Annotated in this window: 15 protein-coding genes; 6 read left to right on the top strand and 9 right to left on the bottom strand. The window is 63.5% G+C overall.

Translation table 11 applies throughout. The features are described 5' to 3' along the window. Window positions 1-112: 112 nt before the first annotated feature. From CWB41_RS14925 to CWB41_RS14960, 8 genes are all read right to left on the bottom strand, one after another. Window positions 113-907, bottom strand: coding sequence for a YdcF family protein (locus tag CWB41_RS14925; RefSeq protein WP_115836192.1), 795 nt, complete (start codon window positions 905-907; stop codon window positions 113-115). A 6-nt stretch (window positions 908-913) separates the two neighbouring features. After that, on the bottom strand, window positions 914-1132 hold the full coding sequence (locus tag CWB41_RS14930; protein WP_115836401.1) for a DNA gyrase inhibitor YacG: 219 nt from the start codon (window positions 1130-1132) through the stop codon (window positions 914-916). A 20-nt stretch (window positions 1133-1152) separates the two neighbouring features. Beyond that, window positions 1153-1791, bottom strand: coding sequence for a Maf-like protein (locus tag CWB41_RS14935; RefSeq protein WP_245411225.1), 639 nt, complete (start codon window positions 1789-1791; stop codon window positions 1153-1155). Between the two features lie 14 nt (window positions 1792-1805). Next, window positions 1806-2024, bottom strand: coding sequence for a translation initiation factor IF-1 (gene infA / locus CWB41_RS14940; protein WP_115836191.1), 219 nt, complete (start codon window positions 2022-2024; stop codon window positions 1806-1808). Between the two features lie 202 nt (window positions 2025-2226). After that, window positions 2227-3099, bottom strand: coding sequence for a CDP-alcohol phosphatidyltransferase family protein (locus tag CWB41_RS14945; RefSeq protein ID WP_115836190.1), 873 nt, complete (start codon window positions 3097-3099; stop codon window positions 2227-2229). A gap of 54 nt (window positions 3100-3153) precedes the next feature. Beyond that, entirely contained in the window at window positions 3154-3852 is a 699-nt protein-coding gene (locus CWB41_RS14950) for a phosphatidylserine decarboxylase (RefSeq protein ID WP_115836189.1), read from the bottom strand. 56 nt (window positions 3853-3908) lie between these two features. After that, a complete protein-coding gene (locus tag CWB41_RS14955) occupies window positions 3909-5825 on the bottom strand; it encodes an ABCB family ABC transporter ATP-binding protein/permease (protein WP_245411251.1) in 1917 nt (638 codons plus the stop codon). Window positions 5826-5987: 162 nt separating this feature from the next. Beyond that, window positions 5988-7211, bottom strand: coding sequence for a LysM peptidoglycan-binding domain-containing protein (locus CWB41_RS14960; protein ID WP_165204393.1), 1224 nt, complete (start codon window positions 7209-7211; stop codon window positions 5988-5990). Between the two features lie 240 nt (window positions 7212-7451). Here CWB41_RS14960 and CWB41_RS14965 point away from each other — a divergent pair, with 240 nt between their 5' ends. From CWB41_RS14965 to CWB41_RS14990, 6 genes are all read left to right on the top strand, one after another. Continuing rightward, window positions 7452-8099 carry an LOG family protein gene (locus CWB41_RS14965; protein WP_115836187.1) on the top strand — a complete coding sequence of 216 codons (648 nt, stop codon included), beginning with the start codon at window positions 7452-7454 and terminating at the stop codon, window positions 8097-8099. Then, a complete protein-coding gene (gene trmFO, locus CWB41_RS14970; protein ID WP_115836186.1) occupies window positions 8096-9511 on the top strand; it encodes a methylenetetrahydrofolate--tRNA-(uracil(54)-C(5))-methyltransferase (FADH(2)-oxidizing) TrmFO in 1416 nt (471 codons plus the stop codon). The genes CWB41_RS14965 and trmFO overlap by 4 nt, the downstream gene beginning before the upstream one ends. 104 nt (window positions 9512-9615) lie before the next feature. Further along, entirely contained in the window at window positions 9616-10749 is a 1134-nt protein-coding gene (locus CWB41_RS14975) for an ABC transporter permease (protein WP_115836185.1), read from the top strand. Between the two features lie 2 nt (window positions 10750-10751). After that, window positions 10752-11594: an ABC transporter ATP-binding protein gene (locus tag CWB41_RS14980; RefSeq protein WP_181902955.1), complete on the top strand. Its 843-nt coding sequence runs from the start codon at window positions 10752-10754 to the stop codon at window positions 11592-11594. Between the two features lie 13 nt (window positions 11595-11607). Then, window positions 11608-12654 (top strand): MlaD family protein, encoded by a 1047-nt coding sequence (locus tag CWB41_RS14985; protein ID WP_115836184.1) that lies wholly within the window; start codon window positions 11608-11610, stop codon window positions 12652-12654. Window positions 12655-12835: 181 nt separating this feature from the next. Further along, the gene (locus CWB41_RS14990) at window positions 12836-13585 is read left to right on the top strand and encodes a DUF937 domain-containing protein (protein WP_115836183.1); all 750 of its coding nucleotides are present in this window, start codon (window positions 12836-12838) and stop codon (window positions 13583-13585) included. A gap of 49 nt (window positions 13586-13634) precedes the next feature. Here the strand turns inward: CWB41_RS14990 and CWB41_RS14995 are convergent, their stop codons facing one another. Further along, window positions 13635-13799 carry a Flp family type IVb pilin gene (locus CWB41_RS14995; protein ID WP_115836182.1) on the bottom strand — a complete coding sequence of 55 codons (165 nt, stop codon included), beginning with the start codon at window positions 13797-13799 and terminating at the stop codon, window positions 13635-13637. Window positions 13800-13822 lie beyond the last annotated feature (23 nt).

Below are 13822 nucleotides of genomic sequence, written 5' to 3' on the forward strand. Positions count from 1 at the left end.
TGTTTGAGGCAAGTCGCTTTTCCAGTAGCGCGCTTTCCGGCCGGAAGGAACCATCCAGCCGAAAAATCGTGCTTGCTCAAAATGTTGAGGGTGTTCGCCGGAAAAATCGGCGTCACGGCGCCGGGAACCAGGCGCTGGTCTTGCCGGTGAGATGATAGGCAGTGAGGCCGATCCACTCATGCACCGCAAATTGAAACATGACCAGTTCGCCAAAGCCCAGACGGATCAGCGAGAAATCGCGGCGATCTCCCAGCGTCATGTAATCCGACGGATAGGCGATAACCCGATAGCCGAGCTTGCGAAAAATGCCCATCGCCCGAGGCATGTGCCAGGCGGCCGTGACGAGCAGAAACGTCTCGTCCGGCCGCGGCTTGAGAAGTGCGCGGGTGAACAGCGCGTTCTCCCAGGTATTGCGGGATTTCGTCTCGAACGTCATGCGCGCCGGGTCGATGCCGAGCGAGACCCATAGATCGCGCACGCCTGTTGCCTCGTCCGCCCCGCTCGGCCGCAGGCTGGAGGAGCCGCCGGTGAAGATCAGCCGCGCCTGGGGGAAGCGGCGGGCGAGCACCGCGCCCGCCGTCACCCGGCCGCCGAGTTCCATTAGGATCGGCTCATGCCGGGCCGCGGTCAGATCCTCGTCGAGGCCGCCGCCGAGCACGATGATTCCCGCCGGCGCCGCAAGATCAGGCCCCGGCAGCGGGAAGCGATCCTCGATCGGGCGCAGCAAAGCGCTGCCGAGCGGCGAAAAGCTGGCGATCGACAGCAGCAGCAGCGCCGCGATGCACAGCCCGCTGCCGAGCCGCCGCCAGCCGCTGAAGCCGAGCGCGACTCCGAGAAGACCCAGGATCAGCAGGAAGTTGAACGGCTCGACCAGCGCCCAGAAGAGTTTCGAGGCGACGAAAAACATGCGCGCCTAGTCCTGCTCAGGCTGCGTTTGCTCTGGCCGCTCGTCGTCCTCCTCCGGACGCACGGGCACCGCGTAGGCGCCCTTCAGCCAGCGATGCAGATCGATATCGGCGCAGCGGCGCGAGCAGAACGGCCGCTCGCGCTCAACCGGGCTCGCCGGCTTGCCACAGATCGGGCAGGTTCGAGCCGGCGCAGGGCCGCCGGCACTCTCGGCTTTCGGCGTCATGGTACTCCGTTGAACGGCGATCAAACGCGATTGAGCCAGAAGAGATGGGCCGGAAAGCCCTCGCCCGCAAGCAAAGAGACGGTCTCATTGAGCGGCAGACCGACGACACTGGTGTAGGAACCGATGAGCTTGACGACAAAGGCCCCCGCAAGCCCCTGTATGGCATAGCCGCCGGCCTTGCCGCGCCATTCGCCGGAGGCGAGATAGGCCTCCATGTCCTCGCTGGAAAAGCGCTTGAACCGCACCCGCGTCTCGACCAGCCGGTGGCGCTTGCCGCCCTTGGGCGTAACCAGCGTGACGCCGGTATAGACGCGGTGCACCCGGCCGGAGAGCAGCCGCAGGCATTGTGCCGCCTCGTCGACGATTTCGCACTTCGGGAAAATCCGCCGGCCAACCGCCACGACCGTATCCGCCGCGAGCAGAAAGGCGCCCTCGAGTTCCGGCCGCTCGGCGGCAATCCGGGCCGCGGCAGCCGCCTTTTCGTTGGCCAGCCGGACAGCCAGCGCGCGGGGCAGCTCGCCCTTGTTGGGGGTTTCGTCGAGGTCTGCGGGGATCAAGGCGTCCGGATCGAGCCCGATCTGCTGCAGCAGCTCAAGCCTGCGGACCGAGGCCGAGGCCAGAATCAGTTTTGGCCGCCAGGGTTTGCTCTCGCCGCTCACGGCCGCTGCTCGATTTACTTGAAACGATAGGTGATGCGACCCTTGGTCAGGTCGTAGGGAGTCATTTCGACGAGGACCTTGTCGCCGGTCAAGACACGGATGCGGTTCTTGCGCATCTTTCCGGCCGTATGTGCGATGATCTCGTGGTCATTCTCGAGCTTGACCCTGAAGGTCGCATTCGGGAGCAATTCGGTAATCACGCCCGGAAACTCGAGCAATTCTTCTTTCGACATTTGATTCCTTCTGCTGAAGCCCCAAATCACAATGATTTTGGATCGGACCGATCCAAAATCATTGTGATCGATTCCAACACGTTAGAGCGGGATTTTGCGAAAAACCGCTCACACTTTTTCGTATCCCGCTCGGCGGCTTCGTGACGCGAGGCGCGGACCCTAATCGAGAACGCCGCATTTGTGAACTGCCGCGGCAGAGGCTCTACGCGGCTTTGTCGCCCCCGGCCGCGCTCGCGGAAGCTGCAAAGGCCTTATATTTGAGGACGGCGAAAGGGATAGTGGCGAGATAGCCGAGGCTGAGGCAGGCCAGCATTTCCATGGGGAAAGTCGCCAGCAGCAAGACGACCGCCGCAATGGCGAACAGGACGACGATCACATATTCACGCGGAATCCGGCCGATCTTCTTGACCGAGAAATGCGGGATGCGGCTCGCCATCAGAAAGGCGATAAACAGCACATAGCCAATCTCGAAGGGCGCGAGGGCGCGTGTCGGCGCCAGCGCCAGAAAGGAAAAGTTGAGATAGAGCGGCAGCAGCGCAAGTACGGCGCCGGCCGGGGCCGGCATGCCGGTGAAAAAATGACCCTCCCAAGCCGGCGGGTTGGGATCGTCGAGCGAGACATTGAACCGGGCGAGCCGCAGCGCGCAGGCAATGGCGAAGACGAGCGCCGCAAACCAGCCAAGGCTCTTCACCTGATGCAGATTCCACATGTAGAGGATGAGGGCCGGCGCGACGCCGAAATCGACGAAATCCGCCAGCGAGTCGAGTTCCGCGCCAAAGCGCGACGTGCCGCGTAGAGCCCGCGCCAGACGCCCGTCAAGACCATCGAGAATGGCGGCGATGATGACGACGAGGACGGCGATCTGGAACTGCCCTTCGACGGCGAAGCGTATGCCGGTGAGCCCCATCGATAGAGCGAGCAGCGTGACAAGGTTCGGCAGGATGATGCGCAACGGCACCGGCCGGATGCGGCGCCCGCGCACGAGGCCAAGGCGGCGCTCGCCCTGTGCGCCGGCGCCCGGCTCGGCCGCAGTTTCCGAATGGACCGAAAATCGTCTCGGCAAAGGATCGCTCATTCGCGCCTTCTTAAAGCAAATCGCCGCGCGCGGAAATCGCCGCGAGCAAGGCTTTTAATCCGTCGCGAAGCGGCGCGGCGGCGCGGCGGCGTTGAAATCGGCAAGGATCGTCTCGCCAGCCAGGGCGTGCGCCCCGACGGCCACAAGCGCCCGCGCCCCATGCGGCAAATAAACATCGACGCGCGAACCGAAGCGGATCAGGCCAAAACGCTCGCCGGCTTCAAGGCTGTCGCCCTGGGAGACGAAACAGACAATCCGCCGCGCGATGAGACCGGCGATCTGGACGACGCCGATCCGCCCGGCGGCGGTATCGACCGTGAGGCCGTTGCGCTCGTTGTCCTCGCTCGCCTTGTCGAGATCGGCATTGAGGAAAAGGCCCGGCCGATAGGCGATCTTGGCGACGCGCCCGGCCATCGGCGCGCGGTTCACGTGAACGTCGAAGACGGACATGAAAATCGAAATGCGCAGCAAGGGTTCGGCGCCAAGCCCCAGTTCCGGCGGCGGCGCGGCCGGGCCGACAGCCGAAACGAGGCCATCCGCCGGCGAGACGACAAGCCCCTCCTCCAGCGGCGTCACCCGCGGCGGATCGCGGAAGAAATAGGCGCACCAGATGGTCAGCACCAGGCCGACCCAGAACAGAGGATCGTAGATCCAGCCGAGAACCAGAGTGACCACCGCGAAGATCGCGATGAACTTGTAGCCTTCGGGATGGATCGGCGGGATTTGCTTACGGATCGAATCGATGACGCTCATTAATTTTCACGTCGCATGATCTTGTTGGAAAAGTCTGCATCTCTTCGGGTCATGCTTTACCCTAGAGCAACGTCGGCGTCATCTTCGTCGTAAGAGCGCGGCTCAAGCTCGACCTCATCGGCCTGCGCCGCGTGCGGCGCAACCGTTTCTTCTTGCGCAGCGCGGCGCAAGACCTCCTCGGCCCGGCGCACCTCATTCTGCCGGTTCCACATCGCGGCATAGACGCCGTTGTGGATCAGCAGCGCGGCATGGGATCCGCGCTCGACGATCCGTCCGTGGTCGAGCACGAGGATTTCGTCGGCGTTGACGACGGTCGAAAGCCGATGGGCAATGACGAGCGTCGTGCGGCCCTTCGAGACGCGATCGAGCGCATCCTGGATTTCGCCCTCGGTAAAGCTGTCGAGCGCCGAGGTGGCTTCGTCGAGGACGAGGATCGGCGGTGCCTTGAGGATGGTGCGGGCGATGGCGACGCGCTGCTTCTCGCCACCCGAAAGTTTCAGCCCGCGCTCGCCGACCTGCGCGCCGTAACCGCCGGGCACGCTCTCGATGAAGTGGTCTATCTGCGCCAGCCGCGCCGCCTCGTGCACTTCGGCGTCCGTCGCATCGGCGCGGCCGTAGCGAATGTTGTAGCCGATCGTGTCGTTGAACAGCACCGTGTCCTGCGGGACCATGCCGATCGCCGCACGCAGGGATTGCTGCGTCACCGCGTCGATGTTCTGGCCATCGATGGTGATCGCGCCGGAGGCCGGCTCGTAGAAGCGGAAGATGAGCCGCGAGATGGTCGATTTGCCGGCGCCGGAGGGACCGACAATGGCGAGCGTCTTGCCCGGCGGCACGTCGAAGCTGATGCCCTTCAAAATCTCGCGCTCTGGATCATAGGAGAAATGGACGTTGTCGAAGCGCAGATGGCCGCCATCGACGGCGAGCGGCCTGGCGCCTGGCCGGTCGGCGATCTCAGGGTCCTTGCCGAGAATATCGAACATCATTTCGAGATCGATCGTTGCCTGGCGGATGTCGCGATAGATCGAGCCGAGGAAGTTGAGCGGCTGATAGAGCTGAATCATCATCGCGTTGATGAGGACGAAATCGCCGACGCTGTTGCGCCCGGCGCGTATGCCGGCGATGCTCAGCGCCATGACCGCCGTAAGCCCCAGCGAAAAAATCACCGCCTGGCCGAAATTCAGAAAGGTCAGCGACGTATAGGATTTCGTGCTGGTTACTTCATAGCGCGCCATGGACTTGTCATAGCGCGCGGCCTCGCGTGCCTCGGCGCCGAAATATTTCACCGTCTCGTAATTCAGGAGAGAGTCGAGCGCTTTGGTGTTGGCATCGACATCGCTCTCGTTCATCGTCCGGCGGATGTTGATGCGCCAGTTGGTGGCGGTGAAGGTGAAGGCCATATAGGCCGCGATCATGATCGCGACCGACAGCGTATAGCGCCAGTCGAACTGAAAGAGGAAGACAGCGAGGATCAGCAGGAATTCGACCGCCGTGGGTGCGGCGACGAGGACGACCGTCCGCACGATCGTCTCGATCGCGTCGCGCCCACGTTCCAGAATCCGGGTCAGCCCGCCGATGCGCCGCTCCAGATGAAAGCGCAGCGACAAAAGGTGAAGGTGGACGAAGACATCGTTGGCGAGCCGGCGCACCGCATTCATGGCAACGGCGGCGAAGACCGCATCGCGGGCCTGGGTCAGGGCCGCCATCGCGACGCGCAGCAGGCCGTAGAGCAAGGTCAGCGCCAGCGGCCCGGCGACGAAGCCGAATATATGATGCGCGGCGGAATGGCCGACCAGCCCGTCGGTCGCCCATTTGAACGCATAAGGAACGGCGACGGTGACAAGCTTGCCAATCAGCAGCAGAGCGAGGGTCGCGAACATCCGCCATAGCAGATCGCGCCGGCCGCTCGGCCAGACATAGGGCCAAAGCTTCGCCCATGTCGCGGTGGCACGCGCCGCAAATGGCGGCCGCATCTGCGGTTTCGCGAGCGAATCGGGAGTTTTCTGTAGCATGTCTCTCTTTTGACGGATGGCGCGCGCGGCCTGTTTCGAGCCTTTGCTCTCCATATAGGCAGCCGCGCTCGAAACCCCAGGCAGGTTCGCGAAAGCTCGCGGCCGAGCGCCGCTATCGCCTCTCTATTGCGTCTTTGGCATGACGAAGACCTGGCCCGGATAGATCAGGTCGGGGTCGCGGATTTGCGAGGCATTGGCCTCGTAGATCGAGGTATAGCGCATGCCATGACCCAACAGCTTGCGGCTGATCCGCCACAGGCTGTCGCCGCGCGCGACCGTGGCCGTATCGACACGCGGCACGATGGCATCATTGACTGAAGCGGCAGCGGGGGGAGTTACGGCGTTGCTGGCCATTTCCTGAACCGGCGCTTGCTGAACCGGCGCTTGCGCGGCGGCGGGCGCCGCAGCGGCTGCGGACGGCGTGCTTACCGGGGCGAGAACCGGGACATCGAAGTTGACTTCGGCGCGGGCGATGACTTTTTCGCCGGTATCGAGCGCATCGGCGCGCGCAACATAGCGGCCGGGTGCAAGCCCCTTCTTGACCGTCAGCGACCAGTGCCCGTCCTTCGCCGCCGTCACCGCCGTAAGCGGCGCGCCATTGAGGTAGATGCGCACACGTTCGCCCGGGGGTGTCGCCGCGCCCGTCGCATAAAACCCGTCACGATCCACTTCGGTCGTCTTGAAACTCACCGAAGGCACCGGCGTCACCCCCGTAGCGTTAGCGGGCTTGGCCTCCGGCGGCGCGGCGGTATCGGCTAGCACCGCGCTTGGCTTGCCCGGCTCGGCGACGGCAACGACGAGATTCTTTTGCCCCTTGGCCGGCACCGAGACGGTGACAACCTGTCGCGACAGGCGCAACGGCTCGCCCGGCCGCTGGGCTTCCAGCGTCAGCTCATAATTGCCGGGCGCGAGGGGCGTCGGGACGATGACGAAATTACCGGCACCATCGGCGTCGATATTGGCGATCGCCTTACCGTTGAGGAGCAAGGCGACCTGATCGTTCGGCTGCCCGTGGCCGGCGACGACGGCATCGCCCGACGGCTCGACCCGAACGGTGTCGAATTGCGGCGGTGCCGGCTCCAGGGCGGCTGCGGGCCGCGCCACCGGCCCCTCGGGTGGGATCGCGGCCTCGTCGATCTGTTGCTGTGGCTTTGCGGGCTCGACCTGCGCCGGCGGCACGGTGAGCGTGGCGGCCTCCGGCGCGTGGCCTGATGGCGGGACTATGCCGGCGATTGGCAGCGGCTGCGACACTGGAGTCTGAAGGAGATGCGCGCGCCAAGCCAGGGCCGCGCCGACAGCCACGACGGCGGCGCCCAAGAGAAGAGCCACAAACTGCGAACGCTTCATCGGCAGTGTCCTCCCGACGGATACTTTGTCCGTCCCCCTTTGTTCGCCCATTTAACGCCTTTCTGCGAATAGGGAAGCGAAATCGGAGCTTTAGAACCGAACGTAAAAACTGTTCAGCAGTTTTTTATCCGCGCCCTGCGCCAACTCTTGCGAAAGGTTCAGGCCGCCCGATTTCCGCGCCAGATTTGTATTTTATGGGAACTCCTTGACCCATCCCAGCATGAGGACGACAAGCGCGGCATGACCAATATCGACCTGGAAGATTCCTCCCTCATCGCGCCGACCGCGGGCCTCATCCGCAACGTCTGCGTCTATTGCGGCTCCTCGCAAGGGGCCGAGCCGCTCTATATCGAGGCGGCCGCCCAATTCGGACGTGTTCTTGCTGCAGCGCATATCGGGCTCGTCTATGGCGGCGGCAATACCGGCCTGATGGGCGCGATCGCCCGCTCCGCCCTCGCCCACGGCGGCTTTGTGACCGGCATCATCCCGCAATTTCTGACTGACCGCGAAGTTGCGCTTGAAGAGGCACAGAACCTGATCGTCGTGCCCGACATGCACAAGCGCAAGCAATTGATGTTCGAGAAGGCCGATGCCTTCGTTGCCCTGCCCGGCGGCGTCGGCACGCTGGAGGAACTCGTCGAACAGCTCACCTGGGTACAGCTCGAACGTCACACGAAGCCGGTGCTCCTCGCCGACATCGGCGGGTTCTGGCGTCCCCTGCTCGATCTCTTCGCCCATATGCGCGCGCACCGGCTCATCCAGTCGAACTTCGAAGTGCGCTATCTCGTTGCCGAAGCCGTCGACGATATTCTGCCGATGCTCGAAGCGGCGGCGGGACGCGCAGCCGTCCTTGGCCGCACCAAGACCTCCATCGATCCGCGGCTGTGAAACCCGTCCATGTCATCGGCGCGGGTCTGGCAGGCTCGGAAGCCGCCTGGCAGATCGCCCGCCTCGGCCTGCCGGTGGTGCTGCACGAAATGCGCCCGGCGCGAACGACGCCCGCGCACCAGAGCGGCGACTTCGCCGAACTCGTCTGCTCGAATTCCTTCCGCGCCGACGATCCGCAAACGAGCGCCATCGGCATCCTGCATCGCGAGATGCGGCGGCTCGACTCGCTCATCCTCGCCGCCGCCGATGCGCATAAGGTGCCGGCGGGCGGCGCGCTCGCGGTCGACCGCGAAGGCTTCGCGCAGCATGTGACCCAGCAGCTTGAGGCCAATCCGCAGGTGAGCATCGTCCGTGACGAGATCGCGGGCCTGCCGCCGGCCAATTGGGATCAGGTGATTATCGCCACCGGCCCGCTCACCTCCCCGGCGCTGGCCGAAGCGATCCGCGGCCTGACCGGCGAAGCCGACCTCGCCTTTTTCGACGCGATCGCGCCCATCGTCGAGCGCGAGACGATCGACATGACCAAAGCCTGGTTTCAGTCGCGCTACGACCGCGTCGGGCCGGAAGGCGACGGCGCCGACTACATCAATTGTCCGCTCTCGCGCGAACATTATGAAGCCTTCATCGATGGCCTCATCGCGGGCGAGAAGACCGCTTTCAAGGAATTCGAGGGCACGCCCTATTTCGACGGCTGCCTGCCGATAGAGGTCATGGCCGAGCGCGGCCGCGAGACCTTGCGGTACGGACCGATGAAGCCCTTCGGCCTCACCAATCCGCATGAGCCCGGCAAAAAGCCCTATGCCGTCGTGCAATTGCGCCAAGACAACAGGCTCGGCACTTTGTTCAACATGGTCGGCTTCCAGACCAAGCTGAAACATGCCGGGCAAGTGGCGCTCTTCCGCACTATCCCCGGCCTCGAAAACGCGAATTTCGTGCGGCTCGGCGGGCTGCATCGCAATTCCTTCCTCAATTCGCCGAAAGTGCTCGACGCGCGATTGCGGCTCAAAGCCGAACCGCGGCTGCGCTTCGCCGGTCAGATCACCGGTTGCGAGGGCTATGTGGAAAGCGCCGCCGTCGGCCTGCTTGCCGGGCGGCTTGCCGCCGCCGAGCGTCTCGATCTGCCGCTTGAAGCGCCGCCGCCGACCACTGCGCTTGGCGCGCTCATCAATCACATCACCGGCGGCCACATTGAAGTCATCGATGCGGGCCGCGCCTCATTCCAGCCGATGAATGCCAATTTCGGCCTGCTTCCACCGCTGGCCGAAGCGGTCACAGCCGAGAGCGGCAAGCGCCTGCGCGGACCGGAAAAAGCCGCCGCGAGGAAGCGCGTGCTCAGCGCCCGTGCAGCGGCCGATCTCGAAACCTGGAACGCGGCGTGGCTTAGCAGTAGCGCACATCGCGCGGCGGAATGAGGGAGAGCGCGGGTACGTATAGCAAGAGCGCGCTTGCCTCGACTTTGCCGTGAGTCAGCATTAAACACCCCAGCGCGAACTTGAGCCTTTGGCCAGTATTGGCGATGCCGCAGAGCCCTGATTTTTCCAGCGCACGAATTGACGATGCCCTGCGTTTCAGCTTCGCCGGAAGCTGGACCATCGATGGCGCGCGGGCGCTTCAGGACAAAGTCGAAGCCCTCATCACAGAGGCGCGCGGCGCGGCGCAGGCAGTCTTCGATCTCGGCGAGGTCGAACGGCTCGATACGTCCGGCGCCTTTCTCATCGACCGGACGCGGCAGGATCTGCGCGACTGGGGCATCGAAACGCGGTTCGAGCGCGTGCGGCCCGAATTTCAAATCCTTTTGTCGGAAGCGCGCTACCGGACCTTTCCCGAACTCCCGCAGAAGCGCAAGAACCTCGGCTTCGAGATTGCCGCCGATGTCGGCGAAAGCCTCGTCACGACCGGACGCGACATTTTCAATGCGACCTCGTTTTTCGGCGAGGTGATCGCCAGTCTCGGCCGCACGCTGCTGACGCCGTCGCGCTTTCGCGGCAACTCGGTCATCTTCCATTTCGAGAATTTCGCCTTCCGCAGCTTGCCGATCATCGCGCTGATCAATTTCCTCGTCGGCGGCATTGTCGCCCAGCGCGGCATCTATCTGCTGCAACGCTTCGGAGCGCCGACTTACGCCATCGATCTCGTCGGCATGTTGACGATGCGCGAGCTAGGCGTGTTGCTGACCTCGATCATGATCGCCGGCCGCTCCGGCTCCGCCATTACGGCCGAACTCGGCGCGATGAAGATGCGCGAAGAGATCGACGCGCTGCATGTGATGGGTTTGCAGCCGATCGAGGTTCTGGTCGTGCCGCGGCTCATCGCGCTGATCCTGGCGCTGCCGGCGCTCACCATCGTCGCCAATACGGCCGCGCTCTTCGGCGGTATGCTGGTCGCATGGGGCTATGGCGGCATCACGCCGGAGAATTTCCTCACGCATTTGCAGAACGCGGTCGATACGAGCGATTTCTGGGTCGGCATCATCAAGGCGCCTTTCATGGCGCTCGTCATCGGTCTCATCGCTTCGACCGAGGGCTTCAATGTCACCGGCTCGGCAGAATCGCTCGGCCGGCAGGTGACGGCCTCGGTAGTCAAATCGATCTTCATGGTCATCGTCGTGGATGGCATCTTTTCCATCTTCTTCAGCTCGATCCGGTTCTGAGCATGGCCGAGATTGTTCTCCCCGCTCCCCTGCAAACCGAGACCAGCACGCCGCTCGTGATCAAGGTGCGCGACCTTTCCGTCTCTTTCGGGGACAAGATCATCCTCGACGGTCTCGACCTTGATGTCCGCAAGGGCGAAGTGATGGGTTTTGTCGGCGGCTCCGGGATGGGCAAATCGGTTTTGACCCGCACCATTCTCGGCCTGACGCCGAAGCAACGCGGCTTGATCGAAGTCTTCGGCGCCGATCTCGACACGCTCGATCTGGCGACCCGCAAACGGCTTGAGCGGCGTTTCGGCGTCATGTTCCAGATGGGCGCATTGTTCTCCGGTCTCACGGTGAAGCAGAATGTGCAATTGCCACTGCGCGAGCATTTGCGGCTAACAGGGCGCCTCGCCGACGAACTCGCCATGCTGAAGATCGAGCTTGTCGGTCTGGAACCCGACGCCGCGGACAAATATCCTTCCGAATTGTCCGGCGGCATGATCAAACGCGCGGCTTTGGCGCGCGCGCTGGCGCTTGACCCGGAACTGGTGTTTCTCGACGAGCCCACCTCCGGCCTCGACCCGATCGGCGCCGCCGAATTCGACGAATTGATCGCCACGTTGCAGAAGACCCTCGGCCTCACCGTCTTCATGGTCACGCACGATCTCGACAGCCTTTACGCGGTCTGCGACCGTGTCGCCGCCCTGGCCGATGGCAAAGTGATCGCGACGGGGCCGATCAGCACCATGCTGGCCTCGGAGCATCCGTGGCTGCGCAATTATTTCCACGGCAAGCGTGCCCGGCAGGCGGACGCGGCCTCGCGACCGCAGGTGCGCGCGGCGCCCCTGCCGTTGCGTTGAAGAACGAGGATTCATGGAAACGCGGGCCCATTACGCTCTGATCGGCGCCTTTACCCTGGCGATCGTCGCGATCGGATTCTTTACCGTCTATTGGCTTTCGGGAACCAGCCAGCCGCAGGGCACGCATACCTACAAGGTGATCTTTACCGGCTCGATTGCCGGCCTCGGACGCGGCGGCTTCGTACTCTTCAACGGCGTGCGCGTCGGCGAGGTCACCGAGATCAACCTGATGCCGCAAGACCCCGCGCATGTCTACGCATTGATCAACGTCGATGCGCGCGTGCCGGTGCGCGCCGACACCAAGGCGCGCCTCGAATCGAGTGGTTTCACCGGCGTGCAATCCGTCGCGCTCTCGGGCGGCGACGTCAATGCGCCGTTACTGCCGAAGCCGGCGAACGGGCCGCCGGTCATCATCGCCGAACACTCCAACTTTCAGGATTTGATGGAAGCCGCGCGTTCGATCACCGGGCAGGCCTCCGACCTGCTGACCAAGGCGAACAAGCTGCTCGACGACAATTCGGCGCCGCTCAACGCCTCGATCAAGAATATAGAGAAGTTCTCCGACGCGCTCGCCGCGAATTCGGACGGCGTGAAGCAATTCCTCTCCGCGATGACAGAGGTCGGCAAGGAAATCGGCCCCCTTTCCGCGAAACTGGCGACGCTCGCGGACGACAGCGACCATGTCGTGAAAGCCATCGACCCCAATCAGGTCAAGTCGATGATCAACGACCTGTCCGAGCTTTCCGCGAAGCTCAACAAGGCCGCCGACAAGGTCGACACCGTGCTGACCAGCCTCAACGGCTTCTTCAAGACGACGGATTCGAAGGGCGCCTTCGAGGAGGTCGCCGAAGCGGCGAAATCGATCCACACGCTGGCGGATAACCTCGATACGCGCACCAAGGAATTGACCGCCAACCTCAATCATTTCAGCAGCACCGGCCTGCATCAGTATGAGGGCCTCGCGGTCGATGGCCGCAAGACCCTGCAGGACCTCGACGTGGTCATCAGGTCCATCCAGGAAAACCCACAGCAATTCATCTTCGGCAAGAAAGCCCATTAGGGCGACTCGAAATGTACGTAAAATCAATGTCATAAGTTGCCGCTATGGGGCGGCACGCGATCGTGTGCATGGTGGAGCCGGCTGCTTCAGGTCACCTCTCGCAAATTCGCAATCAACAACGTAGGATTGCCGCGCGCGACACGGGGGCGGCAAAATTGACCGGCAGCGAGGAGGTTCATGCATGTTTAACTTGAGTGATATTCTGCAAAGTGCGCAGGGCGGCCAGGCGATCGACAACATTGCTCAGCGCTTCGGCCTTTCGCCGGAGCAGGCGCAAGCGGCCGTTCAGGCCTTGATCCCCGCCATTTCCGCCGGCCTGACCAAGGCCGCCACCAACCCCAGCACGCTCGGCTCGGTCATCTCGGCCGCGACCGATAGCGCCCATCAAGCGTCCTTCAACAATACGAGCGCGACACCATCGCCGGACGCGACCCAGAAAAGCAGCGATACGCTGTCGCAAATCCTCGGCTCCAATCACATCGTTCAACAAATCGTGGAACGAGCCTCGGCGGCGACCGGCATTCGCCCCGACGTTCTCCTGCAAATCCTGCCGGTTGTGGCCTCCCTTGCGATCGGCGGCCTGGCAGCCTCGCTCCGCAATCAGGGGCTCAGCGGGGCTTTGGGCCAATTGGCGAGCGCGGCAGAACAGGGCAATCTCGGCTCGATCCTCGGCGGCGCGACGGGGTCGGCGAGTGGCACGAGCGCCAGCAGCGGCGGCGGCCTTCTCGGCACGCTGACGAACATCCTGAGCAGTTTCCTCGGAGGCGGCGGAGCTGGTAATGCCCCGGCTGGCGCCGCTCCGGCGAATTCCTCGCTCGGCTCCGCGCTTAGCTCGCTGACGAGTATGTTCCAGACCGGCAATCTGCCGGCGAACATCTCGCAATCGGGCTTGCAGGACGAGATCGGCAAGATTCTCAACAGCAACCGCTGAACCTGCGGCCGGCGCGCTCTGGAATGCGGAAGCTGCGGAGCGCGCCGCCCTAGGACAAATTCGAGCTGATCGGGCCGTAGAATTTGCTCTGCAGCGCCACGCCAACGGCGCGCACCGCGGCGACGATGACGACCGAAATGACGCAGCCGATCAAAGCATATTCGATCGAGGTGGCCGCGCACTCGTCTCGTATAAACCGCCGAATCAAATTCATAGAGCTCTCCCTCCTCCACTCTG

It is taken from the genome of Methylovirgula ligni (assembly GCF_004135935.1).
GTDB lineage: Bacteria > Pseudomonadota > Alphaproteobacteria > Rhizobiales > Beijerinckiaceae > Methylovirgula > Methylovirgula ligni.

Bases quoted from the DNA above. Each gene is read 5' to 3' on its own strand.
- CWB41_RS14925 (WP_115836192.1), bottom strand. From the start codon at position 907: ATGTTTTTCGTCGCCTCGAAACTCTTCTGGGCGCTGGTCGAGCCGTTC.
- CWB41_RS14930 (WP_115836401.1), bottom strand. From the start codon at position 1,132: ATGACGCCGAAAGCCGAGAGTGCCGGCGGCCCTGCGCCGGCTCGAACC.
- infA (WP_115836191.1), bottom strand. From the start codon at position 2,024: ATGTCGAAAGAAGAATTGCTCGAGTTTCCGGGCGTGATTACCGAATTG.
- CWB41_RS14945 (WP_115836190.1), bottom strand. From the start codon at position 3,099: ATGAGCGATCCTTTGCCGAGACGATTTTCGGTCCATTCGGAAACTGCG.
- CWB41_RS14950 (WP_115836189.1), bottom strand. From the start codon at position 3,852: ATGAGCGTCATCGATTCGATCCGTAAGCAAATCCCGCCGATCCATCCC.
- CWB41_RS14955 (WP_245411251.1), bottom strand. From the start codon at position 5,825: ATGCGGCCGCCATTTGCGGCGCGTGCCACCGCGACATGGGCGAAGCTT.
- CWB41_RS14960 (WP_165204393.1), bottom strand. From the start codon at position 7,211: ATGAAGCGTTCGCAGTTTGTGGCTCTTCTCTTGGGCGCCGCCGTCGTG.
- CWB41_RS14965 (WP_115836187.1), top strand. From the start codon at position 7,452: ATGACCAATATCGACCTGGAAGATTCCTCCCTCATCGCGCCGACCGCG.
- CWB41_RS14975 (WP_115836185.1), top strand. From the start codon at position 9,616: ATGCCGCAGAGCCCTGATTTTTCCAGCGCACGAATTGACGATGCCCTG.
- CWB41_RS14980 (WP_181902955.1), top strand. From the start codon at position 10,752: ATGGCCGAGATTGTTCTCCCCGCTCCCCTGCAAACCGAGACCAGCACG.
- CWB41_RS14985 (WP_115836184.1), top strand. From the start codon at position 11,608: ATGGAAACGCGGGCCCATTACGCTCTGATCGGCGCCTTTACCCTGGCG.
- CWB41_RS14990 (WP_115836183.1), top strand. From the start codon at position 12,836: ATGTTTAACTTGAGTGATATTCTGCAAAGTGCGCAGGGCGGCCAGGCG.
- CWB41_RS14995 (WP_115836182.1), bottom strand. From the start codon at position 13,799: ATGAATTTGATTCGGCGGTTTATACGAGACGAGTGCGCGGCCACCTCG.